This is a genomic window from Pseudomonas sp. PME37.24/025 (assembly GCF_055556615.1).
Window position 1 is genome coordinate 38,283 of record NZ_JBVHNK010000002.1, and the last position, 26,784, is coordinate 65,066.

General features: G+C 60.9%; 26 protein-coding genes. 21 read left to right on the forward strand and 5 right to left on the reverse strand.

Annotated elements, in window-relative coordinates; translation table 11 throughout:
• Window positions 1-27 precede the first annotated feature (27 nt).
• Genes ACZ3HH_RS03335 through ACZ3HH_RS03350 form a run of 4 tightly spaced genes read left to right on the forward strand, consistent with a single transcriptional unit; the run spans window position 28 to window position 3,845 of the window.
• Complete coding sequence (locus tag ACZ3HH_RS03335) at window positions 28-1,542, forward strand: TolC family protein (protein ID WP_465802754.1); 1,515 nt, start codon at window positions 28-30, stop codon at window positions 1,540-1,542.
• The gene (gene cysC / locus ACZ3HH_RS03340; protein WP_465802755.1) at window positions 1,526-2,131 is read left to right on the forward strand and encodes an adenylyl-sulfate kinase; all 606 of its coding nucleotides are present in this window, start codon (window positions 1,526-1,528) and stop codon (window positions 2,129-2,131) included. The genes ACZ3HH_RS03335 and cysC overlap by 17 nt, the downstream gene beginning before the upstream one ends.
• Window positions 2,128-2,913 carry an aspartyl/asparaginyl beta-hydroxylase domain-containing protein gene (locus ACZ3HH_RS03345; protein ID WP_465802756.1) on the forward strand — a complete coding sequence of 262 codons (786 nt, stop codon included), beginning with the start codon at window positions 2,128-2,130 and terminating at the stop codon, window positions 2,911-2,913. Before cysC ends, ACZ3HH_RS03345 begins: the two co-directional genes overlap by 4 nt.
• Window positions 2,901-3,845 carry a sulfotransferase family protein gene (locus ACZ3HH_RS03350; protein WP_465802757.1) on the forward strand — a complete coding sequence of 315 codons (945 nt, stop codon included), beginning with the start codon at window positions 2,901-2,903 and terminating at the stop codon, window positions 3,843-3,845. Before ACZ3HH_RS03345 ends, ACZ3HH_RS03350 begins: the two co-directional genes overlap by 13 nt.
• Before the next feature lie 119 nt (window positions 3,846-3,964).
• Here ACZ3HH_RS03350 and ACZ3HH_RS03355 read toward each other — a convergent pair whose 3' ends face one another.
• Together ACZ3HH_RS03355 and ACZ3HH_RS03360 are read right to left on the reverse strand one after the other, a co-directional pair.
• Window positions 3,965-4,723 (reverse strand): slipin family protein, encoded by a 759-nt coding sequence (locus tag ACZ3HH_RS03355; RefSeq protein WP_258618729.1) that lies wholly within the window; start codon window positions 4,721-4,723, stop codon window positions 3,965-3,967.
• A gap of 2 nt (window positions 4,724-4,725) precedes the next feature.
• Window positions 4,726-5,274, reverse strand: coding sequence for an NfeD family protein (locus tag ACZ3HH_RS03360; protein ID WP_465802758.1), 549 nt, complete (start codon window positions 5,272-5,274; stop codon window positions 4,726-4,728).
• Window positions 5,275-5,486: 212 nt separating this feature from the next.
• Here ACZ3HH_RS03360 and ACZ3HH_RS03365 point away from each other — a divergent pair, with 212 nt between their 5' ends.
• Window positions 5,487-5,954: an aminoacyl-tRNA deacylase gene (locus tag ACZ3HH_RS03365; protein WP_465802759.1), complete on the forward strand. Its 468-nt coding sequence runs from the start codon at window positions 5,487-5,489 to the stop codon at window positions 5,952-5,954.
• Between the two features lie 123 nt (window positions 5,955-6,077).
• A complete protein-coding gene (locus ACZ3HH_RS03370; protein WP_007899563.1) occupies window positions 6,078-6,323 on the forward strand; it encodes a DUF2789 domain-containing protein in 246 nt (81 codons plus the stop codon).
• A gap of 3 nt (window positions 6,324-6,326) precedes the next feature.
• Here ACZ3HH_RS03370 and ACZ3HH_RS03375 read toward each other — a convergent pair whose 3' ends face one another.
• Together ACZ3HH_RS03375 and ACZ3HH_RS03380 are read right to left on the reverse strand one after the other, a co-directional pair.
• Window positions 6,327-6,608, reverse strand: coding sequence for a type II toxin-antitoxin system RelE/ParE family toxin (locus tag ACZ3HH_RS03375; protein WP_465802760.1), 282 nt, complete (start codon window positions 6,606-6,608; stop codon window positions 6,327-6,329).
• Window positions 6,605-6,883, reverse strand: coding sequence for a hypothetical protein (locus ACZ3HH_RS03380; protein WP_008068580.1), 279 nt, complete (start codon window positions 6,881-6,883; stop codon window positions 6,605-6,607). Before ACZ3HH_RS03380 ends, ACZ3HH_RS03375 begins: the two co-directional genes overlap by 4 nt.
• A 196-nt stretch (window positions 6,884-7,079) precedes the next feature.
• Between ACZ3HH_RS03380 and ACZ3HH_RS03385 the strand changes: the two genes are divergently transcribed.
• The 11 genes from ACZ3HH_RS03385 to pgaD all read left to right on the forward strand — a co-directional run bounded on the left by ACZ3HH_RS03385 (window position 7,080) and on the right by pgaD (window position 21,323).
• Window positions 7,080-7,508 (forward strand): MarR family winged helix-turn-helix transcriptional regulator, encoded by a 429-nt coding sequence (locus tag ACZ3HH_RS03385; RefSeq protein ID WP_465802761.1) that lies wholly within the window; start codon window positions 7,080-7,082, stop codon window positions 7,506-7,508.
• On the forward strand, window positions 7,505-9,577 hold the full coding sequence (locus ACZ3HH_RS03390) for an FUSC family protein (protein WP_465802762.1): 2,073 nt from the start codon (window positions 7,505-7,507) through the stop codon (window positions 9,575-9,577). Before ACZ3HH_RS03385 ends, ACZ3HH_RS03390 begins: the two co-directional genes overlap by 4 nt.
• Window positions 9,574-9,783: a DUF1656 domain-containing protein gene (locus ACZ3HH_RS03395; RefSeq protein ID WP_030128598.1), complete on the forward strand. Its 210-nt coding sequence runs from the start codon at window positions 9,574-9,576 to the stop codon at window positions 9,781-9,783. Before ACZ3HH_RS03390 ends, ACZ3HH_RS03395 begins: the two co-directional genes overlap by 4 nt.
• Window positions 9,780-10,667, forward strand: a complete 888-nt coding sequence (locus ACZ3HH_RS03400; RefSeq protein WP_465802763.1) for an efflux RND transporter periplasmic adaptor subunit — start codon at window positions 9,780-9,782, stop codon at window positions 10,665-10,667. The genes ACZ3HH_RS03395 and ACZ3HH_RS03400 overlap by 4 nt, the downstream gene beginning before the upstream one ends.
• The gene (locus ACZ3HH_RS03405) at window positions 10,664-12,112 is read left to right on the forward strand and encodes an efflux transporter outer membrane subunit (protein WP_465802764.1); all 1,449 of its coding nucleotides are present in this window, start codon (window positions 10,664-10,666) and stop codon (window positions 12,110-12,112) included. Before ACZ3HH_RS03400 ends, ACZ3HH_RS03405 begins: the two co-directional genes overlap by 4 nt.
• 80 nt (window positions 12,113-12,192) lie before the next feature.
• Window positions 12,193-12,828 carry an NADH:ubiquinone oxidoreductase subunit N gene (locus ACZ3HH_RS03410; RefSeq protein WP_465802765.1) on the forward strand — a complete coding sequence of 212 codons (636 nt, stop codon included), beginning with the start codon at window positions 12,193-12,195 and terminating at the stop codon, window positions 12,826-12,828.
• Window positions 12,829-13,109: 281 nt separating this feature from the next.
• The gene (locus tag ACZ3HH_RS03415) at window positions 13,110-14,621 is read left to right on the forward strand and encodes a YdgA family protein (protein ID WP_465802766.1); all 1,512 of its coding nucleotides are present in this window, start codon (window positions 13,110-13,112) and stop codon (window positions 14,619-14,621) included.
• Between the two features lie 327 nt (window positions 14,622-14,948).
• Window positions 14,949-17,429 (forward strand): poly-beta-1,6 N-acetyl-D-glucosamine export porin PgaA, encoded by a 2,481-nt coding sequence (pgaA, locus tag ACZ3HH_RS03420; protein WP_465802767.1) that lies wholly within the window; start codon window positions 14,949-14,951, stop codon window positions 17,427-17,429.
• A gap of 12 nt (window positions 17,430-17,441) precedes the next feature.
• Window positions 17,442-19,439 (forward strand): poly-beta-1,6-N-acetyl-D-glucosamine N-deacetylase PgaB, encoded by a 1,998-nt coding sequence (pgaB, locus tag ACZ3HH_RS03425; protein ID WP_465802768.1) that lies wholly within the window; start codon window positions 17,442-17,444, stop codon window positions 19,437-19,439.
• 1 nt (window position 19,440) lies between these two features.
• Complete coding sequence (pgaC, locus tag ACZ3HH_RS03430) at window positions 19,441-20,799, forward strand: poly-beta-1,6-N-acetyl-D-glucosamine synthase (protein WP_465802769.1); 1,359 nt, start codon at window positions 19,441-19,443, stop codon at window positions 20,797-20,799.
• Window positions 20,796-21,323, forward strand: coding sequence for a poly-beta-1,6-N-acetyl-D-glucosamine biosynthesis protein PgaD (pgaD, locus tag ACZ3HH_RS03435; RefSeq protein ID WP_465802770.1), 528 nt, complete (start codon window positions 20,796-20,798; stop codon window positions 21,321-21,323). The genes pgaC and pgaD overlap by 4 nt, the downstream gene beginning before the upstream one ends.
• 155 nt (window positions 21,324-21,478) lie before the next feature.
• On the opposite strand, the gene ACZ3HH_RS03440 is transcribed toward pgaD, so the two are convergent.
• Window positions 21,479-23,008 (reverse strand): FAD-dependent oxidoreductase, encoded by a 1,530-nt coding sequence (locus tag ACZ3HH_RS03440; RefSeq protein WP_465802771.1) that lies wholly within the window; start codon window positions 23,006-23,008, stop codon window positions 21,479-21,481.
• A 139-nt stretch (window positions 23,009-23,147) separates the two neighbouring features.
• Between ACZ3HH_RS03440 and ACZ3HH_RS03445 the strand changes: the two genes are divergently transcribed.
• From ACZ3HH_RS03445 to ACZ3HH_RS03460, 4 genes are all read left to right on the forward strand, one after another.
• Window positions 23,148-23,708: a YbhB/YbcL family Raf kinase inhibitor-like protein gene (locus tag ACZ3HH_RS03445; protein WP_465802772.1), complete on the forward strand. Its 561-nt coding sequence runs from the start codon at window positions 23,148-23,150 to the stop codon at window positions 23,706-23,708.
• Between the two features lie 87 nt (window positions 23,709-23,795).
• Window positions 23,796-25,547, forward strand: coding sequence for a vWA domain-containing protein (locus ACZ3HH_RS03450; RefSeq protein WP_465802773.1), 1,752 nt, complete (start codon window positions 23,796-23,798; stop codon window positions 25,545-25,547).
• Window positions 25,548-25,564: 17 nt separating this feature from the next.
• On the forward strand, window positions 25,565-26,146 hold the full coding sequence (locus ACZ3HH_RS03455) for an RNA polymerase sigma factor (RefSeq protein WP_095054474.1): 582 nt from the start codon (window positions 25,565-25,567) through the stop codon (window positions 26,144-26,146).
• Entirely contained in the window at window positions 26,143-26,763 is a 621-nt protein-coding gene (locus tag ACZ3HH_RS03460) for a hypothetical protein (RefSeq protein WP_465802774.1), read from the forward strand. Before ACZ3HH_RS03455 ends, ACZ3HH_RS03460 begins: the two co-directional genes overlap by 4 nt.
• Window positions 26,764-26,784 lie beyond the last annotated feature (21 nt).

Genomic DNA, 26,784 nt, shown 5'->3' on the forward strand with positions numbered 1-26,784 from the left:
GCAGGGCAGCATCTGGGGGCTCCAAGGATGAAGAGAAGTCAGAAGTTATTCGGCGCCAGCCTGCTGGCGCTGGCGATCAGCGGGTGTGCAGTCACCAGTGAACCGATCGAACGCGGCGTCAGCCAACAGCGCGCCAAAAGCGATCTGCAAAAGATGTACACGGGTCAGGAGCCCCTCAGCGGCCCACTGACTCTGCACCAAGCCATGGCCCGCGCGGTGAAATACAACCTTGAAGGCCGACTCAAGATCATGGAAGAGGCCTTGGCCAAGCGCCAACTCGACCTCGCCAGTTTCGACATGCTGCCACGCATGGCGCTGGACGCCGGGTACGTGGGGCGTAATAACGTAAACGCTTCCAGCAGCCAGAGCGTGGAAACCGGAACCCAGTCCCTGGAACCATCGACCTCCCAGGACCGCGACCGTGAAGTGGCGGACCTGACCATGGTCTGGAACGTGCTCGACTTCGGCGTCAGTTACATCAGTGCCAAACAGCAGGGCGATCAGCGGCTGATCGTGCAGGAGCGTCGGCGCAAGGTGATCAATACCATCGTTCAGGACGTACGCTCGGCCTATTGGCGAGCCATGGCCGCCGAACGTTTGCTCAAGCAAATCGACAGCCTGATGGCCCGGGTCGAAACCGCTCGCAACAATAGCCAGAGCATGAGCGAACAGCGCATCGGCGATCCGATTCAGGCGTTGGGTTATCAGCGCTCGCTGATCGAAGCCACTCGGCAACTGGAAGAGCAACGCCGCGCACTGTCGCTGGCGAAAACCGAACTGGCGACCCTGATCAACCTGCCTCCGAGTACCAATCTGACGCTGGCGACCCAGGACGATTACGTCATTCCGGAACTCAAGGTCGACCTCGCCAGCCTGGAACAGGAAGCCCTGACCAGTCGGCCGGAGTTGCGAGAGCAGGATTACCAGACCCGCATCAGCGCCGCCGAAACCCGCAAAGCCATGCTGCGTCTGCTGCCGGGGCTGGAGTTTTCCGCCGGTGGGCATTACGACAGCAACTCGTTTTTGGTGGAGCAGGGCTGGGCGGATTACGGGGTGAAAGTCACCTGGAACCTGTTCAATGTGATTTCCGCACCCGCCGCGATCGACGTTGCCAAGGCCGGTGAAGAAGTCGCCACGGCGCGCCGACAGGCGATGTCGATTGCCGTACTGGCGCAGCTTTACGTGGCCAACGCCAACTATCGCGAGGCGATGCGGCAGTTCAAGACCAATCAGCAACTGTCAGACATTGATGGGCAAATCGTCGGCCAACTGCGCAATCGTTATCAGGCGGCCGGGCTTGGCGAACTGGACCTGATTCAGGGTGAGTTGAACACGTTGCAAGCGGATCTGCGACGCGACTTGTCTTACGCCGACCTACGCAACGCTTACGGGCAAATCTTCGCCAGCGCCGGTCTCGATCCGTTGCCTGACGAAGTGCAATCGACCGAAGTCCAGTCCATCGCCACCGCCCTGGCCAATCGCGAAGAGGCGTGGGCGGCGGGCAACATCTCAGTGCCGGTGGCCCATGTCCCGGTCCAATAACCTGCTGGCGCCGACGGCGAGCATCAGCCGCGCCCAAAGGGAGACCCGCAACGGTCATCGTGGCACGGCGATTCTGCTGACCGGTTTACCGGCCGCGGGCAAGTCGACATTGGCCCAGGCACTGCACGCCGAGCTGTTCGAACACGGTGTGCAAAGTGTGGTGCTCGATGGCGACGGATTGCGGGTGGGGCTCAATCGCGATTTGGGGTTTACCGACAGTGATCGCCTGGAAAACATCCGCCGCGCCAGCGAACTTGCGGCGCTGTTGGTCGAGAACGGGCAGATCGTCATTCTCGCGATGATCGCGCCTTTGGTGGAGTTGCGTGAAGTGTTCGCCCGACGGTTGGGCGAGGATTACCGCGAAGTCTGGTGCAGCGCCTCATTGGCAGTGTGTGAACAGCGTGACCCCAAAGGTCATTACGCCCGGGCTCGACGGGGTGAGTTGGCGGGGTTTACCGGTGTTTCCGCGCCTTACGAGCCACCGCCGTGCGCATCGCTGGTGCTCGACACGGGCGCGCAGTCGGTCGAGGCCTGTCTCGACCGTTTGCTGACTTGGCTCGGCGAGTGCGCGGTGTTGCCGAAACGATGAGTCGGCCGGCCTTCTCCCGCTTGCCGGTAACGGTGGATTTGCCGTTGCTGTTGCAGGCGCTGGCGGCAATAGGCGAGGGCGATTGGCACAGCCATTTCAATAGCGATTATTACGCTGGCGACTGGAGCGGTGTGGCGCTGATTTCCGCAGCCGATGCCTTGACTGAACTGTCGCCCGGTCGCGGTGAGCCTTTGCTGCGTGCCCCCTGGCTGCAAGATGTTCGATGGCAGCAAGGGTTGCGGGATCTGCCGCTGGAAGTCGTCTGCGCACGTCTGTTGCGGCTCGGCCCGGGCGGGCGCATTCACGAGCATCGCGACTATGACCTGGGCGAACCAGACGCTGATTTGCGTCTGCACATTCCGCTGCTCAGCCCACCCCGAGTGGACTTTCTGCTGGACGGCCAACGCATGCCGATGGCCGCTGGCGAATGCTGGTTTCTAGACCTGTCGCGGCCTCATCGCGTGGACAATCGCGATACCCAGGCACGGATTCATCTGGTGCTCGATTGCCGACCCGGTGCCTGGTTGGAGCAGGCGATTATCGACGGGCTGGCAACCACGCCGTCACCGCAAATCGGTCATGACGCTTTTGCGCAGTTTCAGACGTTGGTGGCCAGCGATCCGCAGCTGTGCAAGTCCTTGCGGGGGTTGCAGGACAACCAAGCCTTTATCGCCCGCACCCTGGAACTGGCCGCTGAGCGTGGACTTGCGTTCACCCGTGAAGAACTGCGCGCGGCGATGCGCGACGGTCGCCGTCAATGGAATGAACAATGGAGCGCCTGAACCTCGAAGGCTGGTTGCCGATCCGCGTCTGGAAAGTGGCCGGGCAATGGCAAGTCGACTGGTGCTGGTTCGGTGACACGCGGCTGCATCAGCCGTTTTTTCGTGATGCGGTGGAGGATGCGCTGCGGCTGCCGTTCAATCAGGCGTTTCGCCGAAAAACTGCATTGTCGACCCTTGCTGACTGGCAGGTTTGCAGTCCCGGCCTGACGCCGAGCGCCTTTATCTTTCACGCCTCTCGCTGCGGCTCGACCCTGATCAGCCAGATGCTGGCGCAACTCGATAACCACATCGTCATCAGCGAAGCACCGCCGCTGGATGCGTTGCTGCGCAGTGATTTGCCCGCCGTCGAACGCTGTGCCGCCATCAAAGGGTTGCTGTCTGCCTACGGGCAACGTCGGCTTGGCGTGGAGCAACGGCTGGTGATCAAACTCGACGCCTGGAACATCGGTGAACTGCCATTGCTGCGCGAGTGTTTTCCTGAAACGCCGTGGTTGTTTCTTTATCGCGATCCGCTGGAAATCGCCGTCTCGCATCTACGTCGCCCGGGCATGCACATGGTGCCGGGGATGATCGGGGCGAGTGTGCTGGATGAGGAATGTCCGTTCAGCAGCCGTGAGGATTTCATCGCCCGACGATTGGGGAGGTTGCTGACGGTGGGGGTGGCGCAATGCCGGGCGTTTGGGGGATGGGCGGTGAACTACAGCGAACTGCCGCAAGCCATGACGGGGCGGTTGGCGGCGTTCTTTGCTTTGGATATCGAACAATGCAAGCAGGTGCTCACGGCGGCGGGACAACATGCCAAGCAGCCGTCGCAGGTGTTTGTCGGCGACAGCGATGACAAGCGTCGCGAAGCCTCGGTGCTGCTTAACGAACGCATACAACAATGGGCGCTAGAGCCTTATGAGGCTCTGGAGCAATTGCGCAAAAAATAATCGCAATGGCCTTTGTGGCGAGGGAGCTTGCTCCCGCTGGGGTGCGAAGCGCCCCAAAAATCTACGACTGCTACGCAGCCGAGCGGGAGCAAGCTCCCTCGCCACAGGTCATCGGTGCATCAAGGTTTCGACGACAAATCCGCCATCCCCTTGAGCAACTCGATCGGCAGCGGGAAAACGATGGTCGAACTCTTGTCCCCGGCAATCGAACTCAGCGTCTGCATGTAACGTAATTGCATGGCACCCGGCTGGCGGCCGAGCATTTCAGCGGCTTGCATGAGTTTTTCCGAGGCCTGTAATTCGCCTTCGGCGTGGATCACCTTGGCCCGACGTTCCCGTTCGGCCTCGGCCTGTTTGGCGATGGCGCGAATCATCGATTCGTTGAGGTCCACGTGCTTGATCTCGACGGTGGCCACCTTGATGCCCCAGGCATCGGTCTGAGCATCGAGCACTTGCTGGACGTCGACGTTCAGGCGTTCCCGCTCGGCCAGCAACTCATCGAGTTCATGTTTACCGAGCACCGCCCGCAATGTGGTCTGGGCCAGTTGACTGGTGGCCATGAGAAAGTCTTCGACCTGAATGATCGCCCTTTGCGGATCGAGCACGCGGAAATACAGCACCGCATTGACCTTGACCGAGACGTTGTCGCGGGTGATCACGTCTTGTGGCGGTATGTCGAGCACCACAGTACGCAGGTCGACACGAACCATTTGCTGAACCACCGGAATCAGCAGGATCAGGCCAGGGCCTTTGACCTGCCAGAAGCGTCCGAGCTGGAACACCACGCCGCGTTCGTATTCGCGCAGGATGCGGAAGGTCGACCCCGCCAGTGCAATCAGCAATAGCAGCAGCGCGGCAAAACCCAGTTGCAGGCCCATGACTATCCTCCGCCATCATTGTTCATTGCGGGCACCGCGTCAGCCGCGGCCACTTTCAGCAGTAGACCCTTGCGTGCCACCACCCGGACCTGTTGACCCGGTTGCAGCGGTGTTTCGCTCAGTACCTGCCATTGTTCGCCTTGCAGATGGACCCAGCCGATATACGCATCGCCAGCCTGCAACGACGTTACCGGCGTCACGCTGCCGAGTAATTCGTCATCGCCGCTGACGTTGCGGCGCGGTCGGGTTTTCAAGGCGTGGATCAGCAGGAAAATCAGCAGCAAAGAACTGATCAATCCCAGGCCGATCATCAAGGGAACAGGGACCTCGGTATTGGTCAGAATCACCGCGCCGATCACGAACATCACAATGCCGCCCAGCCCGACCACGCCGTAATTGGGCAAGGCCGCCTCGGCAATCAGAAACGCTATGCCGAACGTGATCAGCCAGATCCCGATAGGGTTGGGAACCAGCAGGACGACGGTGTCCGCTGCGAAGACCGATCCGCTCAAGGCCAACAGCAGCGCAATTGCACAGCAACGAGTGTTCACTTGACCCTCCGGGAGAGTCATCCGTCCGCGAGCTGTTCGTAGCTCTGTATACAAGTCTAGTTGAGCCTGCACTTGTATGAATTTTGACCAGTTGTCGACAGCGTCCGACGGGCGGATTTCCCGCCGGATCCCACCAGCGGGCCTAGACTTTTAAGGGAGACCAAAAGCTAACCACCGTCCGCGATTCGTTGCTGCGGACACCGAGGTGCATCATGCGTATGGCAAAAACCGTGCAGAACAGCCTGGACAAGGCTCACTGCGAATATGACATCGTTTCTCACCCGCACTCGGCCAGCAGCCTTGAAACGGCTCGGCTCGCGGGCATTCCTGCCGAACGGGTCGCCAAATCGGTGATCCTCGACGATCGTCACGGGCATTACCTGATGGCCGTGCTGCCCGCCAGTCGTCACCTGGACCTGAGCAAAGTCCGTGGCAGCAGCGAATGGCAAGTCACCCGGGAAAGCAACCTGCCGCACTTGTTCGACGATTGCGAACGCGGCGCCGTGCCTGCACTGGGCGAATCCTACGGGATGGACATGATCATCGACCCACAGCTGACCCGGCAGAAAGACATCTACCTCGAAGCCGGCAACCACAACAATCTGGTACACATGAGCGTGCCGGAATTCTTGAAAATGGTGCCGCATGCCGAGGTGTGCGAGTTGAGTCTGTCGGCGTAGTGTTGTCGTCAATCGCGGGCAAGCCCGCTCCCACAGGAATTGCGAAAACCCTGTGGGAGCGAGCCTGCCCGCGATTGACCGCGTAGCGGTCACCCCCATTCAGCCATTACGAAGGAACCCGACATGGAATCCCCTACCCACAGCCTCCCATCTCTCTTCAAACAACTCGGCCTGCCTGATGACGCCGAAAGCATCGATAAATTCATCGCTACCCATTCACCGCTCAAACCCGAGCTGCACCTGGCGGACGCGTTTTTCTGGAGCGAGAGCCAGGCAGAGCTGCTGCGTGAGGAGATTCTGGATGATGCGGATTGGGCGGAGGTGGTGGATCAGCTGGATGTAATGCTGAGGAAGGGGCGGGGGGTGTAACAATCATCTTTCTGGTGGCCACTGTCGGGACGTATGCGCTAGAGCGAGTATCCAGATCGCAGCTGGCCCCAATTCATAAACGACGCGATAGCTCTGATGTGGAATTAACTCGCGGGTACCTGCAATGATTCCGACAGGGCCGCTTTCAGGGTATTGGGCAATGCGGGATATCGCGTCTTTGAAGCGGTTGTCCATGTCGATGGCGGCTTGCGGGTTGACGGCATGCAGGTAATCCCAAATGTCTGCACGATCCTGTGCTGCTGTTGGCGTCCAGATTATTTTCATTCTTGTATAGCTGCTCGCACTCGCCTGGCAGTGAATTCTGCTTCAACTTCTTCATTTGTCAGGCCATCCCCAGCGCGCATGGACACTCGGGCCTTGTCGACCTTACGTTGCAGGAATGCTTCGTACTCGCGCGATTCTCGTTGGGTTTGAACGAATTGACGCATCATTTCCCTGACGATTTGAGAGGCAGGACGATGAGAAGCTTCTGCTTCGGCCATGAACTGTTCACGCAATTCGGGTTCGAGTTTCATCGTAAAAACGGCTTGTTTCGACATGTCCAAGTCCTCGGAATATGTACTGACGAAGTATATACATCTTCACTACTCTCTTTGGTTCAAACGGGATTGTCACGACAGACGGCGGTAAATTGTTTCAAAACTTGACCAGCTTTCCCCGCCAATGCCATATTGATAGTTAGCAAACTAACAGTGTGTGCATCCCCTCGTGCCAAAGAACCTCGACGCTCTCCAGATGAACATCAGCAGCTCCATGGTGGTGGCCGCCAGGCATTGGCGGAAGATCTGTCAGACCACGCTGGTCAACTATGGAATCTCCGAAGCCTGCGCCGTCCCGCTGTTGATGATCGGGCGTTTGGGCGAGGGTGTGCGGCAGGTGACGGTCGCGCAAGCGGCGGGGATGGAGAGTCCTTCTCTGGTGCGTTTGCTGGATCAGCTGTGCCATGCCGGTTACGTGTGTCGTACCGAAGACACCCATGACCGTCGCGCCAAGTGCCTGAGCCTGACCGAGACCGGTCGCGAACTGGTGCAGGCAGTCGAAATCGAGTTGGTGCGTTTGCGCCATGAAGTGCTCGAAGGGATCGCCCCGAGTGATCTGGAAGCGGCGCTGCGGGTACTGAAAGCTTTCGAAGCGGCCAACCATCCTGCGGTGGCCCACCCTTGAGCGGATTCTTCACTAGCGTGCCCCCGGCGCGAGACTGGTTCTACGGTGTGCGCACGTTCGCGGCATCGATGATCGCGCTGTACATCGCCATGCTCATGCAAATGCCGCGTCCATATTGGGCGATGGCCACGGTGTACATCGTTTCCAGCCCGTTCGTCGGCCCTACCAGTTCCAAGGCGTTGTACCGCGCCATTGGCACTTTGCTCGGAGCGGCGGCAGCGGTTTTTTTCGTGCCGATGTTTGTGCAAAGCCCTTATGTACTGGTGGTGGTCATCGCGCTGTGGACCGGGATTTTGCTGTTCCTGTCCCTGCACCTGCGCACCGCCAACAGCTACGCCTTGATGCTCGCCGGTTACACCTTGCCGCTGATCGCCCTGCCGGTGGTGGATAACCCGCTGGCGGTATGGGACGTGGCCGAGGCGCGCACCGAAGAGATCTTTCTCGGCATTGCCTGTGCGGCGGTGGTCGGTGCCATGTTCTGGCCACGGCGGCTGGCGCCGGTGTTCAACGATTCGGTGAATAAATGGTTCGCCGATGCCTCGATTTACAGCCTGCGCTTCCTCGGTCGCAACGTGCAGCCGGACGAAGTCAGCGCCCTGCGTTCATCGATGGTGGCGAACTTCAACAGCCTGGAATTGATGATCGGTCAGTTGCCTCACGAGGGCGCGCAGCCGCAGACAGTGCGTAATACCAAGGAACTGCGCGGGCGAATGATCCACCTGTTGCCGGTGATCGATGCCCTCGACGATGCGCTCTATGCCCTTGAGCGACGCACGCCGGAGCTTGTGGATAAGTTCGCGCCACTGCTGGCCGCGACCACCGAATGGCTCGACTACAAAGACGCTGACCTCGACCGCTGGCAGGCCCTGAAAAACCAGCTTGAAGCGCTGCAACCGAATGCCGAGGCGCTGGAGGATCGCAAGCAGTTGCTGTTCTCCAACGCGCTGTATCGCCTCGGCGAATGGATCGATGTGTGGCAAGACTGCCGCAGTCTGCAATACGCCATTCAGTGCGAGAGCCAGGACAGTTGGCGCGCGGTGTATCGGCACTGGCGCCTCGGTCGGCTGTCACCGTTTCTCGACCGTGGGTTGATGCTCTATTCGGCCGCGTCCACGGTCACCGCCATTATCGTCGCCTCGGTGCTGTGGATTTTGCTCGGCTGGACTGACGGCGGCAGCGCAGTAATCCTGGCGGCGGTGGCGTGCAGTTTTTTCGCTTCGATGGACGACCCGGCGCCGCAGATCTTCCGGTTCTTTTTCTGGACCGCGATGTCGGTACTGTTCGCCAGCCTTTATCTGTTTCTGATCCTGCCGAACCTGCATGACTTCCCGATGCTGGTGCTGGCATTCGCCATCCCGTTCATCTGCGTTGGCACCCTGACGGTGCAGCCACGTTTCTACCTGGGCATGTTGCTGACCATTGTCAACACGTCGTCCTTCATCAGCATTCAGGGCGCCTACGACGCAGATTTCCTCAGCTTCGCCAACTCCAACCTGGCCGGGCCCGTGGGCTTGCTGTTCGCGTTTATCTGGACCCTGATCGCCCGGCCATTCGGCGCGGAACTGGCGGCCAAGCGCCTGACCCGTTTCAGCTGGCGCGACATCGTCAGCCTCACCGAGCCGGCTTCGTTGGCCGAACACCGGCAATTGGGCGTGCAAATCCTCGATCGTCTGATGCAGCACTTGCCGCGGCTGGCCATGACCGGCCAGGACACCGGGATTGCACTGCGGGAAGTTCGCGTGGCGTTGAATCTGCTCGACTTGCTGGCCTATACGCCGCGTGTGGTGGGCGTGCCGCAGGTGCTGCTGCAACAAGTGGTGGGCGAAGTCGGCGAGTACTTCAAAGCGTGCCTCAAGGCAGACGAACGCTTGCCAGCGCCGAGCCCGTTGCTGATGACCCTCGACCGCACCCGTCGCGCCCTCGATACCGAGTGCGACGACGGCGCCCGTTTGCATTTGCTGCACGCCCTGAGCGGCTTGCGCCTGGCCTTACTGCCGGGTGTGGAGTTCGTCGGCACAGGCGAGCTCGAAGAACCGCTTCCCCATGGCATCGATGGAGCGCCTTTATGATCGGTGATCTGGATATCAGCGGGGTGTTTCTGCCCACGCTGCTGGTGCTGATGGGCATTACCTACGTGTTGTACCTGTTGGTGCACGGGTTGCTGACGCGCCTGCACTTTTACCGTCTGGTCTGGCACCGGGCATTGTTCAACGTGGGTCTCTACGCCTTGCTCCTCGGCGCCGTGGACTCACTCAGTCGATACCTGATGACATGAAAAAACCTTTTTTGACCCTCGGCCGCGTGGTCCTGACGCTGTTGATCGTGACCTTCGCCGTTGTCGTGGTCTGGCGCATGGTCATGTATTACATGTTCGCGCCCTGGACCCGGGACGGGCACATCCGCGCCGACATCGTGCAGATCGCCCCGGACGTGTCGGGGCTGATCCAGCAAGTGGAGGTGCGCGACAACCAATGGGTGAAACGTGGCCAGGTGCTGTTCAGCATCGATCAGGATCGTTTCAAACTGGCGTTGCGCCAGGCAAAGGCTGCCGTCGCCGACCGTCAGGAAACCCTGGCCCAGGCCCAGCGCGAAGCCAAGCGTAACCGTGGCCTCGGCAACCTGGTCCCGGCCGAGCAACTGGAAGAGAGCCAATCCCGTGTCGCCCGCGCCGAAGTGGCGTTAATGGAGGCGCAGGTGGCGGTGGACAGCGCCCAGCTCAACCTCGACCGCTCGCTGATCCGCAGCCCGGTGGATGGTTACGTTAACGACCGTGCGCCGCGTTCCCAGGAGTTCGTCACCGCCGGGCGGCCGGTGTTGTCGGTGGTGGACAGCAATTCGTTCCACATCGACGGTTATTTCGAAGAAACCAAACTGGACGGCATTCATGTCGGCCAAGGCGTCGATATTCGGGTCGTCGGCGACCGCGCTCGGCTGCGCGGGCACGTGGAAAGCATCGTCGCCGGTATCGAAGACCGCGACCGCAGCAGCGGCAGCAATTTGTTGCCCAACGTCAATCCGGCGTTCAGCTGGGTGCGGCTGGCGCAGCGGATTCCAGTGCGAATCGCTTTCGACGAGGTGCCGGCGGACTTCCGCATGATTGCCGGCCGCACGGCCACGGTGTCGATCATCGACGATCAAACCCGGGAGCCGGCGCAATGAGCAGGGCCTCGGGTTTGGCGGTGGCCGGTTTAGGGCTGTTGCTGTCGGCGTGTCAGGTGGTCGGGCCGGATTATCACTTGCCGGACGAGGCCGCCGTGCACCGTGACGACTTTCAGGGTGATCTGGCGGTGAACGGCAAGAATGTCGTCTCGGCACCGGTGCCCAGCGATTGGTGGCGTTTGTATCAGGATCCGCGACTGGACCAATTGGTGCAGCAGGCCATGGCCTCCAACACCGATTTGCGGGTGGCGGCGGCGAATCTTTCGCGGGCTCGCGCTCAGGTCGACGAAGCGCAGGCGGCGGGCGGTTGGAGCGGCGGCGTGAAGGTCGGCGCCCAGCGTTTGCAGGAGTCCGGCGAAGCGTTCTTGCTACCGGAGAAAGTGCCAGTGGCCAACGTTGGCGATATCGGCATCACGACCTCGTATCAGTTCGACCTGTTCGGCACCTTGCAGCGCGGCATCGAAGCGGCCAAAGCCAATGCCGATGCGACTCAGGCGGCAGCGGACACCGCGCGTATCACGTTGGTGGCCGATGTGGTGCGGGCTTACACCCAAGTCTGCGCGGCCAACGAAGAGCGGGAGATCGCTCAGCATTCCCTCGATCTGCAAGCCCAGAGCACCACGCTGACCCAGCGCTTGCGCGATGCCGGACGCGGCGATGAAACCCAGGTCACCCGTTCGCAAACCCAATTCAAATCCTTGCGCGCCGAATTGCCGCGTTATGAAGCGGCACGTCAGGCCGGATTGTTCCGCTTATCGATGCTGCTGGCCAAACCGGTCGAGCAATTGCCGGCGGGCACCAGCGATTGCGCCGAGCTGCCAAAAATTGCGCAATTGTTGCCGGTGGGTGACGGCGCCACGCTGCTCAAGCGTCGACCCGACGTGCGGCAGGCCGAGCGCAGTTTGGCGGCGGCAACCGCCGGGATCGGGATTGCAACCGGCGAGTTGTACCCGGACATCAGCATCGGCGCGACCGTTGGCACGGTCGGGATTCTGGAAAACCTCGGCAAACCGGCGACCAATCGTTGGGGCTTCGGCCCGTTGCTGAGCTGGACTGTGCCGTCCAATGGCTCCCGCGCACGAATCCGTGAGGCCGAAGCAGCGACCCAAGGCGCGCTGGCGCATTTCGATGGCGTGGTGCTGAACGCCATCCGCGAGACTCAGACCGGCCTGGCGCAATATTCCGCGCAGCTTCAGCGCCGCGATGCGTTGACAGATGCCGAGCAATCGGCGCAACTGGCGGCAGATCAGACCCACCGCTTCTTTCAGGCCGGCCGCGCGTCGTTTTTGGCGGACCTGCAAGCCACCCGCACCTACACCGACGTACGGGCGCAACTGGCCTCGGCCAACACCCAAGTCGCCATGAGCCAGATCGATTTGTTCCTGGCTTTGGGCGGCGGCTGGGAAAGCGGACGAACGCAAGGGTCACAACCCGGCAAACCCTGAGGCCGTTGCTATGCTTTGAGTTGGTGGGGGCGCGCGGCGAACCCATCGATCAGGCTTGCGTTGGTCATGGGGATCTAATAATGAAAAACCCTTATGCTCCCGGCTTCTGGTGCGCCATTGCGGCATTGGTTTTGCTGTCGGCCACCTATTTCTACGGCGTCATGCTGGCCCACCAGCTCGATACGGCGCTGATATTCCTCGACAGCGCGGTGGCGTTGATCGCCGTGATGGCTATCGTGGTGGTCGCCTGGGCTTCATTACAGGGCCAGCGCATCAAGAAACGACAACTCGAACAAGGCAAGATTCTGGTGCAGATCTGGGACACCAAGGTGGCTTTGCGTCGTGTCGAAACGGTGTTCGATCGGTATTTCTGGGGCAGTTACTGGCAACCGGGGCGTACGTTCCAGGAAGTCATGGGCGAACTCACCGGTACGCCGCTGGAAAAAAGCCTCGAAACCTTGAAAAAACAATGCCTGGCGCTGGACAAGCAAGTGGCCGACGAGGGGTGGCACTGGCTCAACAATGCGCGAGAGTTGTCTGATGTCGCCAACGCCATGGCCCGTGAACGCTATCAGCTGGATTTCTGCGACCCGCGCGCGGAAGTGACCGGCGGGGCGGTGATCAATCGGGATTTTGAAGTGCTGGTGTATACGTGGACCGCTCGGTTGAAAAGCTTCGATCATCAGCTTGATGAAATTGAAGTGCAGTATTCGTGAATTGAGGTTGGCTGGACTGACGTCATCGCGGGCAAGCCCGCTCCCACAGGTTCAGCGCAATCCTTGTGGGAGCGGGCTTGCCCGCGATGGCAATCTTACAGCCGCCGAAACTCTCGCCTCTTCTGCGCGGTCGATAGACACTCTTTCACCTTTAATCATTGGGCCGCTTTGCGGCGCAAATGCTAATCTCCTTCCCACTTTTAGCGCAGTCGTGACCGCAACCCGTCATGGGTTCAGGGAAGACGACCACACTTTCAACAACGGACATTGACGGGTACTTCATGAATAAATCAGCAGGCGTGCTTCTAGGAATTGTCGTGGCTATCGGTGCAATCAGTGCCGGCGGTGCGTGGTACACCGGCAGCAAAATCGATGGGGTGCTGAACACCTCGATCGCCGACGCCAACAAAGAGCTGCAAGCCGCGCTGGCTGGTTCCAACGGCACGGCGTCGCTGGAGCTGGTGTCGCTGGACCGCCATGTGTTCAGCAGCACCGCGCACTACCGCCTCAAGGGCGAAGGCGAGATGTTTGGTGAAGCGCCGGTCGAGTTGCTGTTCGTCGACCGCATCGAACACGGTCCGCTGCCGTTCTCGCGTCTGGTATCGCTGAAATGGTTGCCGGTCCTGGCCACCAGTCACTACGAGTTGGAAAAGACTCCGCTGACCGAGAAGTGGTTCGCGGCCGCCAAGGACAATTCCCCGGTCAAAGGCGTGGTCAACATCGGCTACGACAACTCCACCAAGGGCACCCTCGAATTTCTGCCGCTGGAAGCAGCACTGGATGACAAGTCCAATCTGACGTTCTCCGGGTTGAAACTCGACGTGGCTGCCAGCGCCCAGGCGCAAAAGGTCAAGGCTGACGGTTACATGGACAGCCTGAAGCTGACCACCGTGGCCGAAGATCAGACCCCGGTGCAGGTCGAACTCAACGGCTTGACCCTGGCCAGTAACCTGAACAAAAGCACCTACGGCTATTACGTCGGCGACAACACCCTCGAGCTGACCAACAGTAAAACCACCTTTGGTCCCAAGCAATCGGTACTCGGTTTCAAGAATTTTGAAATGAAGAACAAGACCGAGGAATCGGGCACCAACGCTTCGGGGCGTGCCGATTACAAGGTCGGTGAAGTGTCCTTGAACGGCAAGGTTATCGGTTCCGCGCAGTTGGCCATGAGCCTGAAAAATCTCGACATCCCGTCGACGCTGTCGCTGATGCAGATCTACCAGACCAAACTGCAACCGTACGAGCGGGCCGCCGCTGAAGCCGCTGCCGCGGGTGAACCGGCGCCGGAGCTGAACCTGACCCCGGCCGAAGAGGCACAGGTCAAGACCGGCCTGGAGAAACTGCTGGCCGCCGGCCCGCAGGTGGCTCTGGAAAACCTGTCCTTCAATACCAGCAACGGCGAAAGCCGCGCCAATCTGGTGTTGGACCTGACCAAACCGCAGTCCATGGACCTGCCCCCAGACCAGTTGGTCAAGCAATTGATCGCGCTGCTGGACTTCAACGTACTGGTGTCCAAGCCAATGCTCGTTGACGTGCTCACCGTGCAGTCGCAAATCGACGGCCAGACCGACGCCAAGCTCATTGCCGATCAGGCGAGTGCAACCGCCGACATGTTCGGCAGCATGGCGGTCGGCACGCAACTGGCAAAACTGGACGGTAACAACGTCGTCACCAAACTGCACTACGCCAATAATCAGGTGGACTTCAACGGCCAGAAAATGACCCTGGAGGAGTTTGTCGGCTTCGTAATGAGCAAACTCGGCGGCACTGGCAACGTCACCATCCAGTAAATCGCAGGCTTCAGCGCAACGCCCGGCCTCTGCAACACGCGGACGCCGGGCGTTTTGCTGTCTGGGGTTTTCGAAACGAGGAGAGGGGGAGGAGGTTCCAATGCAGTCAATCAAGGCCCGCTCCCACATGGATTGCGCTGGACTGACTGGCACCAGAGAAAGCCCGAGCGTCAGGAATCTGAATAATTATTGTGTTCTAAATAATCGACTACGCTTGCATGCAAGACTGTGTCGATAAAGCTTGGCTGGGTCTTTCGACCTGGCTTTTCTCGTTACGAATGGGCAAGGGACATTGCGACCCGGCTAGCCATGTAAGGATGCTGACGAATGCCGTGTTTTGCTGGTCCCTTTATTCATCGTGGCTTGCGCCCCTTGTTTCGCGTTGCGCTCTGCGGCCAGTTGCTGTGGCCGATGCCGGCGCTCGCCGACACCCCCTACGACCAAATGGTTCGCGATGCCCGGGCCGGCAATTACACGCCTGCGCTAACCGCGCTGCGTCAGGTGCCGGTAAGCCAGGCCACCACTGGCCAGATCAGCGATCACTTGCAGATCGCCAGCTGGGCGGGGCTGGATGCCGAAGTGGTCCAGATCTATGAAACCCAGGGGCACAATCGGGCGTTGCCGGTTCAGGCCCTGACCGCCACCGCGCGCGCCTATCGCAACCTCAAGCGCTGGGACTCGGCGACCCAGGTGTACAACAAGGCTCTGGCTCTTGAACCGCAAAATGCCGACCTGCAGCTGGGGCTGGCGATGACTCAGGCCGACGCCGGTAAACCTGACGAGGCGGTTGCCCGCGCCAGGGCGCTGGTGGCGGCGAAACCGGATGATCCTTCCCGCCGCCTGGCCTTGGCCTACGCCTTGACCCGCGCCGGTGCCACCTACGATGCATTGTTTGAATACGACCAGGCCTTCATCCGCGCCGGCAGCAAGCCCGACGTCGCTCGGGAATACGTGATTGCCCTGCAACGCGCCCGTTTGCCGGAACCGGCTTTGCGCTTGGCGCGTCAGCGGCCGGGGTTGCTGGATCCGGTCACGCTGCGACGTCTTGAAGGTGATCTGGCCGCAGAGCGTGTGCGGTTGGCCGAGCTGGCCACTCGCAGCGAAAAAGAACGTTATGTGATCGCTGATCGGGCGCTGGCCGATTACGACCAGTTACTGGCGACCTGGACGCCTGATCCTCAGGCCCACGATGACGTCATCCGCTGGCGAATCGATCGCATGGGCGCCCTCAAGGCCCGTGCGCGCACCGCTGATGTGATCGCCGAATACCAGAAGCTGCTCGCCGAAGGCGTGAAGATTCCGACCTACGCCCTGCGTTGGGTGGCGTCGTCCTATCTGGACCAGCGTCAGCCAGAAATCGCCACCGATTTGTATCGTCAGGTGCTGGTGGCGCCGGATGCCGATGTCGGCGACCGCCTGGAAGACAGCACCGCGCTCTATTACGCCTTGCTCGAAAGCGATAAGGCCGATGAAGCGCGTCAGATCGCCGAAGACCTGGCCAAGACTCAGAAGCCGCGCGTCGAGCTCAAGGGTTTGCCGGTGGGCAATCCCAACGATGAATGGATGGACGCGCAGCAACTCGCTGCCCAGGCCGGCACCTATGGCGCTGACCTGCCGTCGGGTGAGCAGCGTTTGCAGACGCTGGTGGAGCAGGCGCCCGGCAACCTCGGCCTGCGTCTGGCCCAGGCCGATTTGTACCTGGCTCGGGACTGGCCACGACGCGCCGAAAATCAGCTCAAGGAAGCCGAGAGCATGGCGCCACGGGACATCGGCCTGGAAATTGCGCAAGGCCACACCGCCATGGATCTGCAGGAATGGCGGCAGATGGATGCGCTGACCGACGATGTGGTCGCGCGCTATCCGAACAACCGTCAGGTGCAGCGTTTGCAGCGTCAGCGTGCAGTCCATGACATGGCCGAGCTGCGGGTGGAGGCCTATGGCGGCAAGAGTTATGGCGGGGGCAACGGCGGCGCCGGGGCGGTCAACGGCAGTCGCGATTTCGGCATCGAATCCACGCTGTACAGCCCACCCATCGATGAAGACTGGCGTCTGTTCGCCGGTGCCGGTTATGCCACCGGCGATTTCCAGGAAGGTACCGGTCACCATCGCTTTCAGCGCGTCGGGCTTGAGCGTCGAACCCGCGACATGACCCTGGAAGCGGAAGTCTCCAACCATTCCTATGGCTTCGGTAACAAACAGGGCGCTCGCCTGGCGATTGCCCGAGACATCGACGATCACTGGCAGTACGGCGGCAGCCTCGAATACCTGTCGGCGCAGACGCCGCTGCGGGCGTTGAACAGCGACATTACCGCGAACGGCGGCAGCGGTTTCATCCGTTGGCGCGCCAATGAGAGCCGCGAGTGGAGACTGGCGGTCAGCCCCTCGCATTTCAGCGATGGCAACAATCGTGTCGAAGCCTTGCTCACCGGTCGCGAGGGTGTTTATCGAGCGCCTGGACTGCAGGTCGACCTCGGCCTGGAGGTCGGCAGCAGCCATAACTCCAGCTCCAGCGACGTGCCGTACTTCAACCCCAAATCCGACTTCAGCGTGCTGCCGACGGTGAACGTCAACCACGTGCTCTATCACCGCTACGAAACCTCCTGGAGCCAGCAGTTCCAGGCGGGTGCGGGCACCTATAGCCAGCGTGATCACGGGACCGGCGGCGTCGGCCTGCTGGGTTACGGCCAGCGCTACAGCTGGAACGACGTATTGGAGGTGGGCGGTCTGCTGAGCGTGATCAACCGGCCTTATGACGGTGACCGCGAAACCGATCTGCGCCTGCTCGTCGACCTCACTTACCGCTTCTAGAAGAGTTTGAAGATGCCTTTTATTTCGCGTTTCATCCTTCTGCTGGGAGCGCTGTTGATCAGCGCCTGCGCCCAGCAAGCCCCGGCCTTCGCACCGCCGTCCGAACGCCCGGTGGCGGCCAATGAAAAGCCGTGGCCGAAAAACCACGTACTCGGGATTGCTTATCACGATGTCGAAGACCGCGATCCCGATCAAGCGGTAGTGGCCGTGCGCACCGAGCGCATGATCGAGCAACTGGCGTGGCTGCGGGAGAACAACTACAAACCGGTCACCATCGACCAAGTCATGGCGGCTCGCAACGGCGGCCCTGAACTACCGCCCCGGGCGATCATGCTGAGTTTCGATGACGGTTACTCGAGCTTCTACACCCGCGTGTTGCCAGTGCTGCGCGCCTATAACTGGCATGCCTTGCTGGCACCGGTCGGTGTCTGGATCGATACGCCGCTGAACCAGCCAGTGGATTTCGCCGGTACACCGCGCAAGCGTTCGGACTTCCTGACCTGGGAACAGATCCGCGAGATTTCCCGGTCCGGTCTGGTGGAAATCGCCGCCCACACCGACGCCAGCCACAAAGGCGTGTTGGCCAACCCGCAAGGCAACCTGCAACCGGCGGCCGCGACCCGGCGTTATGACGCCACCACCGGACGCTATGAAACCGAAGCCCAATTTCAGGCGCGGATGCGTACCGACGTAGCGGCCATCTCGGAAAAAATCCGCAAGGTCACCGGTTACAAGCCGCGAGTCTGGGTCTGGCCATATGGCGCGGCGGATGGCACCTCGCTGCAAGTGATCAACGATCAGGGTTATCAGATGGCCCTGACCCTGGACGACGGCCTCGATGCTCTCGACAATTTGATGAGCAGCCCGCGCTTTTTGGTGGCTTCGGACCCGAATGGCGAACGCTTTGCCAACAGCATCGTCTCGGTGCAGACCGAATCACCGATGCGTGTGGTGCATGTGGACCTGGACAACGTCTACGACGCGGACCCGGCCCAACAGGAAATCAACCTCGGTAAACTGATCCAGCGCATGGCCGACATGGGCGCCAACACGGTGTTCCTGCAAGCTTTCGCCGACCCAGCGGGCGATGGCCTGGTGCGCTCGCTGTACTTCCCTAACCGGCACCTGCCGATGCGCGCCGATATCTTTGACCGCGTAGCCTGGCAGTTGCGCACTCGGGCTCAGGTCAAAGTCTATGCCTGGATGCCGGTGCTGAGTTTTGCCCTGGACTCGAAGTTGCCACGGGTCACTCGCTGGGACCCGAAAACCGCTACCACGTCGATCGATCCGGATCAGTACAAGCGCTTGTCGCCATTCGATCCCAACGTGCGGCGCATCATCGGTGAAATCTACGAAGACGTGGCACGTCTGACCTCGGTCGACGGCATTCTTTATCACGATGACGCCGTGCTCTCGGACTTCGAAGACGCCGGCCCTGAAGCTTTGAAAGTCTATGCCGCCAACGGTCTGCCCGGTTCTATTGCCGCCCTGCGCGCCGATCCGGCGACCTTGCAACGCTGGACGCGGTTCAAGAGCCGCTACCTGATTGATTTCACTCACGAGCTGACCGCCAAGGTCCGCGCCATTCGTGGCCCGCAAGTAAAAACGGCGCGCAATATTTTCGCCGAGCCAATGCTCAACCCCGAGAGCGAAGCGTGGTTCGCGCAGAACCTCGACGACTTCCTGGGGGCCTACGACTGGACGGCGCCAATGGCCATGCCACTCATGGAAAAACAGAGCCTCCAGCAATCCGGCCCTTGGCTCGAAACGCTGGTGGCGACGGTGAAATCGCGCCCCGGCGCACTCAACCGCACGGTGTTCGAATTGCAGGCCCGCGACTGGACGAAAAACACCAACGCCGACATCGGCGGCGAGCAGTTGGCTGACTGGATGGGCCGTCTCAAGCGTCAGGGCGCCACCAGTTTCGGCTACTACCCGGACAACTTCCTCGAGAACCAGCCGGACCTGAAAACCGTGCGGCCCGCGCTCTCCAACAAGTGGAATCCATAACATGCTGGACAGACTTTTAGCCCTGCTGGTTCTGGCGATCGTCCTTGGGGTTCCCCTCGGGCTGATCTTTCTGCTCACCGGGCAATTCCTGATGGACTTCGTGTTCTTCTATCCACTGTTCATGTCGGGACTGTGGATCGCCGGCGGCCTGTATTTTTGGCTGCATTGGGAGCGGCACTGGCCGTGGCAGGACAACACTTTGCCGCCACCGCTGGCCGGCGAGCCGCTGATCTCGATCCTGATCCCTTGCTACAACGAGGGCGACAACGCGGCTGATACCATCCACGCGGCGCTGGCCCAGCATTACCCGAACATCGAAGTGATCGCGATCAACGACGGCTCCAAGGACAACACCGCCGCGGTGCTCGATGCACTGGCGGCGCAGGATCCGCGTCTGCGGGTGCTGCACCTGGCGGAGAACCAGGGCAAGGCCGTGGCCCTGCGCATGGGCGCCATTGCGGCGCGCAGCGAGTACCTGGTGTGCATCGACGGTGACGCGTTGCTGGCGCCGAACACCGCGGCGTATCTGGTGGCGCCGATGCTCGACAATGCGCGACTGGGCGCCGTGACCGGCAACCCGCGAATCCGCACCCGTTCGACCTTGATCGGCCGCGTGCAGGTCGGCGAGTTCTCGTCGATCATCGGCCTGATCAAGCGCACCCAACGGGTGTTCGGGCGGATCTTTACCGTCTCCGGGGTGATTGTCGCCTTCCGTCGCACGGCGCTGAACCGGGTCGGCTACTGGAGCCCGGACATGATCACCGAAGACATCGACATCAGTTGGAAGCTGCAACTGGATCACTGGAGCATTTTCTACGAGCCCCGCGCGTTGTGCTGGATCCTCATGCCGGAAACCCTCGGCGGCCTGTGGAAGCAGCGTCTGCGCTGGGCTCAGGGCGGGGCCGAGGTGCTGTTCAAGAACATCCGTGGCATCTGGCAATACCGCCATCGTTACCTCTGGCCGCTGCTGTTCGAATATTGCCTGTCCACCGGTTGGGCGTTCACCTTTCTGCTGTCAGTGATTTTCTGGGGCGTTGGCAAGTTCGTCGAAATGCCGCCAGCCATTGCCGTTGATCACCTGATGCCGCCGGCGTTTACCGGGCTGCTGTTGGCAGTGGTGTGCCTGGTGCAATTCGCGGTCAGCATCCTGATCGACCGCCGTTATGAAAAGGGCCTCGGCAAGACCATGTTCTGGGTGGTCTGGTATCCGCTGGTGTTCTGGCTTATCAGCTTGTTCACCACCCTGGTCAGCTTCCCCAAAGTACTGTTCGGCCAACATCAGAAGCGTGCGCGCTGGGTCAGTCCGGACCGGGGCATCAAGCCGCTGAATGACGATGAAGAGGAGGAGGTCATCAAATGAAAATCATCAGAACCCGGCAGCGGCCCTTTCTGGTCGTGATCGATATTTTGCTCACCGTTCTCGCCTGGGTCGGTCTGCTGTATTTGCTGGCGCGGGGTTTGTGGCCGTTGATCGATACCCATGACGGCCCGCGCATTGATGCGTCATTTTTCGACGCCCTCGGCACGTTGCAGATTTACCTGTGGGTGGCGTTGTTGAATGCGGTGATCCTGATCACGTGGGCGCGTTATCAACAGCGCAAAAGCAAGAGCTTCGCCCAGCGCCGTTTGCCGGCGCCGGTGGTGGATGATCAGGGGCTCAGCAAAAGCTTCAAGCTGAGCGGCGACCGGCTGGCGAAACTGCGCACGCCGGGCTCGATGACCATTCATAACGATCAGGATGGCGATGTCAGTCATGTCGTTACGCACTTCTTCCCGGTCGACCCGGCCAAGCTGCCATCGCCTTTGGCGCCGCTTGAGCATCCGTTCGTGATTCGCTTACCGGCCGAAGATGACGACAATCGAGAGCCGGTGAGCCAGCTCTAGGCATATGTTCATCTCTGGCGAGGGAGCTTGCTCCCGCTGGAGGCCGAGGGATTCCCGATGCCATTAACCGCGCTGTATCTGATAGAGCGCGGTCACCGATTTTGCGTCTGCTTCGCAGACGAACGGGAGCAAGCTCCCTCGCCACTAAGTCGCCGTCAGCTCTGGTCACGAATCAGCCGCCAGGCCTCATCCACCGACAGCGGTTGTTTCATGCGTTCGGCGAGCATCGCCATCGCCCGCTCCTGATCGCAGGCAACGGCCGCCGCCACCACGCCGTTTTTGCCGAACAGGCCGATAAACGGTGGATGGTCAGGGTCGCCCTTGAACTCGACCTCGTCCCAGGCTTCGGCGTGTCCGAGGTAGTCGTAGTTTTTGCCAAAGTGCCAGGTCCAGAAATAGGGCACGTCGAGGTAGCGCTCGTCACCGCCGAGCATATTCGCCGCCGCAATCCGCGCCTGTTGTTGGGCCAGGCGCCAATGCTCAATCCGTCGGGGCTGGCCATTGAGCGGGAAGGTCGCAATGTCGCCGACGGCCCATAGCCTGTCGGTCACGCGCATTCCGCCGTCGACCTTCAGAGACTGATCTTTTTCTTTTGGCAGATCGGTAAACGGACCGGTTGCGGGGGTGACGCCAATGCCGACCAACACCAGATCCGCCGCAAAGCGCTGACCGTTGTCCAGCAGCACCGCTTCGACTTTGCCTGTGCCTTCGATCTGCGCCGCTTCGCCATCTGTATGAAACACCACGCCGTTGGCCTCGTGCAGGGCACGAATCGCCTTGCCGACGGCATCGCCGAATTGCGCCTGGAAAGGGATGGCATGGCGGGCCAGGACAGTGACCTCCAGGCCGTACTGACGCAGGGAAGAGGCGGACTCCATAGCAATGAAACTGTCGCCAACAATCACTGCCCGTTGACCGGGTTTGGCGGCTGAAAGAATCTGCTGCGCCTGTGCCTTCGAACGCAATACGAACACCTGTGGCAGATCGGCGCCAGGCAGTGAAAGATGGTTGGGTGCGCCGCCGGTGGCAATCACTGCGCCGTCATAGCTCAGCGATTGACCATCAGACAGGCGCAGAGTCCGGTTCGGTGCATCCAGGCCCATCACATCGCTGTTTATCCGTTCAATGCGCTGTTCGCTATAAAAACCTTCATCCCGCAGTGGCGGGATTTCGTCGGGCGGCATCTCCCCGGCAATCACGAATTTGCTCAACACCGTCCGGTCGTAACCGGCCTCGGGCTCACGGTCGATCAGCAATATCCGGCCACCGAAACCTTTCTCCCGCAACGCCGCCGCACAAGCTGTACCAGCGGCACCGGCACCGATGATCACAAAGGTTCGCTTATCGTCGGCCGGCGGTGTACTGGGGGTGGGCATCGGCTGGTCGTCGACCCAGACCTCGTCGTCGCGGATTTCGAGTGGGTAGCGTCGCAAACTGTCCAGAGACGGTGGCTCACACAACGCGCCGTCCTCGAGCCGGTAAGCCGCTTTGTGCCACGGACAGATCAGCCGTCCCTCACACAGCGCACCTTTGGCCAAGGGTGCCCCGGCGTGAGGACATTTGCCCTGATAGGCGCGCAATTGATCACCGACCCGCAGCAAGACGATTTTCGTCTTATCGATGCGGACTTCAAGGCCGCGGTCTTGGGGCACATCGGCGAAACGGGCGACTCGATGCAGTGCCATGATCGATCTCCAGGCAAGTGTTTCACTTAGGAGTTTGGCGCGTATTGCGAGGTTCAGCCAATTCCCGCTGCCAACGTACCAACGGTCCGGCTATAGTTTGCCAGCCGACCACGGCCCCACCCGCACAAGGTGCTCCGGTATGACCCGATTGACCTCTTTGAACCCTTGGCTGGCGGCCGTTGCAGTCGCCTTTTGCGTGCAGTTTCCGGCGCAGGCCCAGGAGCGTTTCACCCTCAGCATTCCCGGTGTTTCGGACAATCGTCTGTTCACGTCGGTGGCGGCCAGCGATGCCAACGGTTGCGGCGGCAAAAACCAGTCTCCAGCCCTGAGCTGGAACGCCGGCCCTCCCGGCACCCTCAGCTACGCCATCGTCATGCACGACCCGGATGGCCAGAAAGGCCTGGGCGTCGATCACTGGGTTCACTACGGCATCAAAGCCGCGACACGTCAGATCCCGGCTGGCGTCGGCGCCAAATCCGCCCTCGAAGGCGTGGGCGGCACCAACATCAAAGGCACTACCGGCTACATCGGCCCTTGCCCACCCGTCGGCGACAGCTCCCATCACTACATCATCCAGCTTTACGCCCTGGACCTGGCGCCAGACGCCTTGCCTGCCGGGCTGACCCGCGCGCAGCTGATGGAACAGATCAAAGGCCATGTGCTGAAAAACAGCAGTGTGGTGCGGCGTTATCACCGCTAAAGATTTTTCCTGGTGAGTTAACCCGAACCTGTCGGGCTGTCCGTCTCAGTGGATGAATGAGTCAATTTCCTCCTGAGGTCAGCCCCCATGTCCCTCCCTCTGCACTACCTCCGCCCGGCCGCCCAGGGTTTCGCCGCCGGGTTGTTGCTGGCCATCGCCGGTTGCGGCGCTTCATCCACGCCGGATTCTGCGACGGACGCCTCTGAGACAGATAGCCCGGCAGCGGTTGCGCCTCCGCAGGGTGCGCTGAAAACTGAAGCGTTGGTGCGTAGCGAGGTCATGAAGGACACCGCGCAGGCCAAGCGCAGCGCGCGACCGTCGGCCGCTTTCGCGCCCATGTCGGCCGGTGAGGCTTATCCACAGGGCTATCGGGACGAGCAGCGGGAGCAATATCAGGCGCTGGCCGATAACCCGATTCACAGCGTGGCCGAGGCGCCGGTCTCGACCTTCAGTGCCGATGTCGATACCGGCGCTTATGCCAACGTCCGGCGCTTGCTCAATCAGGGGCGCTTGCCTCCCGAAGGGGCGGTGCGGCTGGAAGAAATGGTCAATTACTTCCCCTACGATTACGCCTTGCCCACCGACGGTTCGCCCTTCGGCGTGACCACCGAGTTGGCGCCGTCGCCCTGGAACCCGCATACCCGCTTGCTGCGGATCGGCATCAAGGCATCTGATCGCGCAGTGGCGGAACTGGCCCCGGCGAACCTGGTGTTTCTGGTGGACGTGTCCGGCTCGATGGACCGGCGCGAAGGTTTGCCCATGGTCAAAAGCACGCTGAAATTGCTGGTCGATCAATTGCGCGAGCAGGACCGGGTTTCGCTGGTGGTGTATGCCGGAGAATCTCGCGTGGTGCTGGAGCCGACTTCCGGACGGGAAAAAGCGAAAATTCGTACCGCCATCGATCAATTGACCGCGGGCGGCTCGACCGCCGGTGCGTCGGGTATCGAACTGGCTTATCAAATGGCGCAGCAGGCGTTTATCCCCAAAGGCATCAACCGCATCCTGCTGGCCACCGATGGTGACTTCAACGTCGGCATCAGCGACTTCGACAGCCTCAAGCAGATGGCTGTGGATAAACGCAAAACCGGCGTCTCTCTAACCACCCTGGGTTTTGGTGTGGATAACTACAATGAACACCTGATGGAACAACTGGCCGATGCTGGCGATGGCAACTACGCCTACATCGACAACCTGCGCGAGGCGCGCAAGGTGCTGGTGGATCAGCTCGGCTCGACCCTCGCAGTTGTGGCGAAAAACGTGAAGCTGCAGGTGGAGTTCAATCCCGCCCAAGTCAGCGAATATCGGCTACTGGGCTATGAGAATCGCGCCTTGAAACGTGAGGATTTCAGCAACGACAAAGTCGACGCCGGAGAAATCGGTGCAGGGCATACGGTGACGGCGTTGTATGAAATTGTGCCCAAGGGCGAGAAGGGCTGGCTGGAACCGCTGCGCTATGGCAATCCTGCGGCTGATGCTTCCGCAAAAACCGGAGAATTGGCGATGCTGCGAGTGCGTTATCAGTTGCCGGAAGGTGGGAATAGTCGCTTGATTGAGCGGCCAATCTTGAGTGGAGAGCTGAGAGGGGAGGCCGGCAAACTCTCGACAGCCAGCAATGATCTGCGCTTTGCCGCGGCCGTCGCTGCCTTTTCCCAGCAACTCAAGGACGGGCGTTATACCGGTAATTTCAGCCTCAAAGACACCGAAGCCCTGGCCCGTGGCGCACGGGGTGATGATCAATTCGGCCTGCGCAGTGAATTCGTGCAATTGGTGGAGTTGGCGCAGAGCCTGCGAACCCCGACCGCCTCCAATCAACAGCCCAACGACAACCGGATAGAGTAAAAGAGGCCAGCGCTGACATGTCCGATTCTGCAATCAGCTCAGCCGCCAGCAGCGACGAATCGCTGCTGGCGCGCTACCGCTCGGGCGACGGGCCGGCGTTCGAAGTTTTGTACGCCCGCCACCGTCAGGGCCTTTATCGATTCCTCCTCGGCCTCAGCGGCAAGCCCGAACTGGCCGAAGAGGTGTACCAGGAAACCTGGCTGAGCCTGATCCGCAGCACCAGTCAGCCACAAGGCCGGGCGAACTTTCGTACCTGGCTCTACCAGATTGCCCGCAACCGACTGATCGATCACTGGCGCAAACACGGAATCCACAACCCCTTGCACGACAGCTATGACGAACAAACCCATGCCCTGATCGATGACGCGGCCGACCCCGAACAACTGCTGAGCCTGAGCCGCGACGGTCAACGCCTCGAAGCCGCCCTGCAAACCCTGCCCGCCGACCAGCGTGAAGTGTTCCTGCTGCGCGCCCACGGCGACCTCGACCTGCCGCAGATCGCCACCCTCACCGAAACACCGCTGGAAACCGTCAAAAGTCGCTTGCGCTACGCCCAGCAAAAACTGCGTCGGCTGCTGGCCGAGGAGGTACTGACATGACTGACGCCAAACAGACACCGCCATCGCCCGACGATGAAGTGCTCAAGCACTTTCGCGATCACAGTAGCGGTGAACCACCGGCGCATCTCGACGCCTTCATCCTGGCCACCGCACACCGCGAAGCCCCCGCACCGAAGCCGAACCTGTGGCAACGCTGGCTCCGCGCCTGCCAGCAACCCCGCTGGCAAGTCGCTTTCGCCAGCCTTGTCGGCGTGGCCCTGATGTTGGCGCTGGTGCAGCGCACGCCTGAGCAACTGCCGAGTTACGACTTCGCGCCTGCGCCCAAAGCGTCTGCACCCGCCGCCAAACCGGAAGCCGCTGCTCGCTCCCAGGCTGAACCGGCCGGCGCTTTAACTGCCCCCGCACCTGCTGCGCCGATGGCGGAGTTTTCTGCACCGTTGCAGCGCGAGTCGATCAACAGCGAAATGGCAGACGAAGCCAAAGTCAGCAAACGCTTAGCCGCGCCGGCCAAGTCACTGGATGATCAGTTACGTGAGGTGATACGTCTGCAAGACACCGGTCAAACTCAAGCCGCCGAGGCGTTGATGACCACATTGCACAAGCGCTTTCCCAAGGAAAACCTCACGGCCCGACTCAAGGATTTGCAGAAGAAATGAGCTGAACAGCGGTCGGCAAAT

What these genes read in the sequence shown, in the direction of transcription:
- ACZ3HH_RS03335 (WP_465802754.1), top strand. Translation starts at nt 28, where the DNA reads ATGAAGAGAAGTCAGAAGTTATTCGGCGCCAGCCTGCTGGCGCTGGCG.
- cysC (WP_465802755.1), top strand. Translation starts at nt 1,526, where the DNA reads ATGTCCCGGTCCAATAACCTGCTGGCGCCGACGGCGAGCATCAGCCGC.
- ACZ3HH_RS03345 (WP_465802756.1), top strand. Translation starts at nt 2,128, where the DNA reads ATGAGTCGGCCGGCCTTCTCCCGCTTGCCGGTAACGGTGGATTTGCCG.
- ACZ3HH_RS03350 (WP_465802757.1), top strand. Translation starts at nt 2,901, where the DNA reads ATGGAGCGCCTGAACCTCGAAGGCTGGTTGCCGATCCGCGTCTGGAAA.
- ACZ3HH_RS03355 (WP_258618729.1), bottom strand. Translation starts at nt 4,723, where the DNA reads ATGGGCCTGCAACTGGGTTTTGCCGCGCTGCTGCTATTGCTGATTGCA.
- ACZ3HH_RS03365 (WP_465802759.1), top strand. Translation starts at nt 5,487, where the DNA reads ATGCGTATGGCAAAAACCGTGCAGAACAGCCTGGACAAGGCTCACTGC.
- ACZ3HH_RS03370 (WP_007899563.1), top strand. Translation starts at nt 6,078, where the DNA reads ATGGAATCCCCTACCCACAGCCTCCCATCTCTCTTCAAACAACTCGGC.
- ACZ3HH_RS03375 (WP_465802760.1), bottom strand. Translation starts at nt 6,608, where the DNA reads ATGAAAATAATCTGGACGCCAACAGCAGCACAGGATCGTGCAGACATT.
- ACZ3HH_RS03380 (WP_008068580.1), bottom strand. Translation starts at nt 6,883, where the DNA reads ATGTCGAAACAAGCCGTTTTTACGATGAAACTCGAACCCGAATTGCGT.
- ACZ3HH_RS03385 (WP_465802761.1), top strand. Translation starts at nt 7,080, where the DNA reads ATGAACATCAGCAGCTCCATGGTGGTGGCCGCCAGGCATTGGCGGAAG.
- ACZ3HH_RS03395 (WP_030128598.1), top strand. Translation starts at nt 9,574, where the DNA reads ATGATCGGTGATCTGGATATCAGCGGGGTGTTTCTGCCCACGCTGCTG.
- ACZ3HH_RS03400 (WP_465802763.1), top strand. Translation starts at nt 9,780, where the DNA reads ATGAAAAAACCTTTTTTGACCCTCGGCCGCGTGGTCCTGACGCTGTTG.
- ACZ3HH_RS03405 (WP_465802764.1), top strand. Translation starts at nt 10,664, where the DNA reads ATGAGCAGGGCCTCGGGTTTGGCGGTGGCCGGTTTAGGGCTGTTGCTG.
- ACZ3HH_RS03410 (WP_465802765.1), top strand. Translation starts at nt 12,193, where the DNA reads ATGAAAAACCCTTATGCTCCCGGCTTCTGGTGCGCCATTGCGGCATTG.
- ACZ3HH_RS03415 (WP_465802766.1), top strand. Translation starts at nt 13,110, where the DNA reads ATGAATAAATCAGCAGGCGTGCTTCTAGGAATTGTCGTGGCTATCGGT.
- pgaA (WP_465802767.1), top strand. Translation starts at nt 14,949, where the DNA reads ATGCCGTGTTTTGCTGGTCCCTTTATTCATCGTGGCTTGCGCCCCTTG.
- pgaB (WP_465802768.1), top strand. Translation starts at nt 17,442, where the DNA reads ATGCCTTTTATTTCGCGTTTCATCCTTCTGCTGGGAGCGCTGTTGATC.
- pgaC (WP_465802769.1), top strand. Translation starts at nt 19,441, where the DNA reads ATGCTGGACAGACTTTTAGCCCTGCTGGTTCTGGCGATCGTCCTTGGG.
- pgaD (WP_465802770.1), top strand. Translation starts at nt 20,796, where the DNA reads ATGAAAATCATCAGAACCCGGCAGCGGCCCTTTCTGGTCGTGATCGAT.
- ACZ3HH_RS03440 (WP_465802771.1), bottom strand. Translation starts at nt 23,008, where the DNA reads ATGGCACTGCATCGAGTCGCCCGTTTCGCCGATGTGCCCCAAGACCGC.
- ACZ3HH_RS03445 (WP_465802772.1), top strand. Translation starts at nt 23,148, where the DNA reads ATGACCCGATTGACCTCTTTGAACCCTTGGCTGGCGGCCGTTGCAGTC.
- ACZ3HH_RS03450 (WP_465802773.1), top strand. Translation starts at nt 23,796, where the DNA reads ATGTCCCTCCCTCTGCACTACCTCCGCCCGGCCGCCCAGGGTTTCGCC.
- ACZ3HH_RS03455 (WP_095054474.1), top strand. Translation starts at nt 25,565, where the DNA reads ATGTCCGATTCTGCAATCAGCTCAGCCGCCAGCAGCGACGAATCGCTG.
- ACZ3HH_RS03460 (WP_465802774.1), top strand. Translation starts at nt 26,143, where the DNA reads ATGACTGACGCCAAACAGACACCGCCATCGCCCGACGATGAAGTGCTC.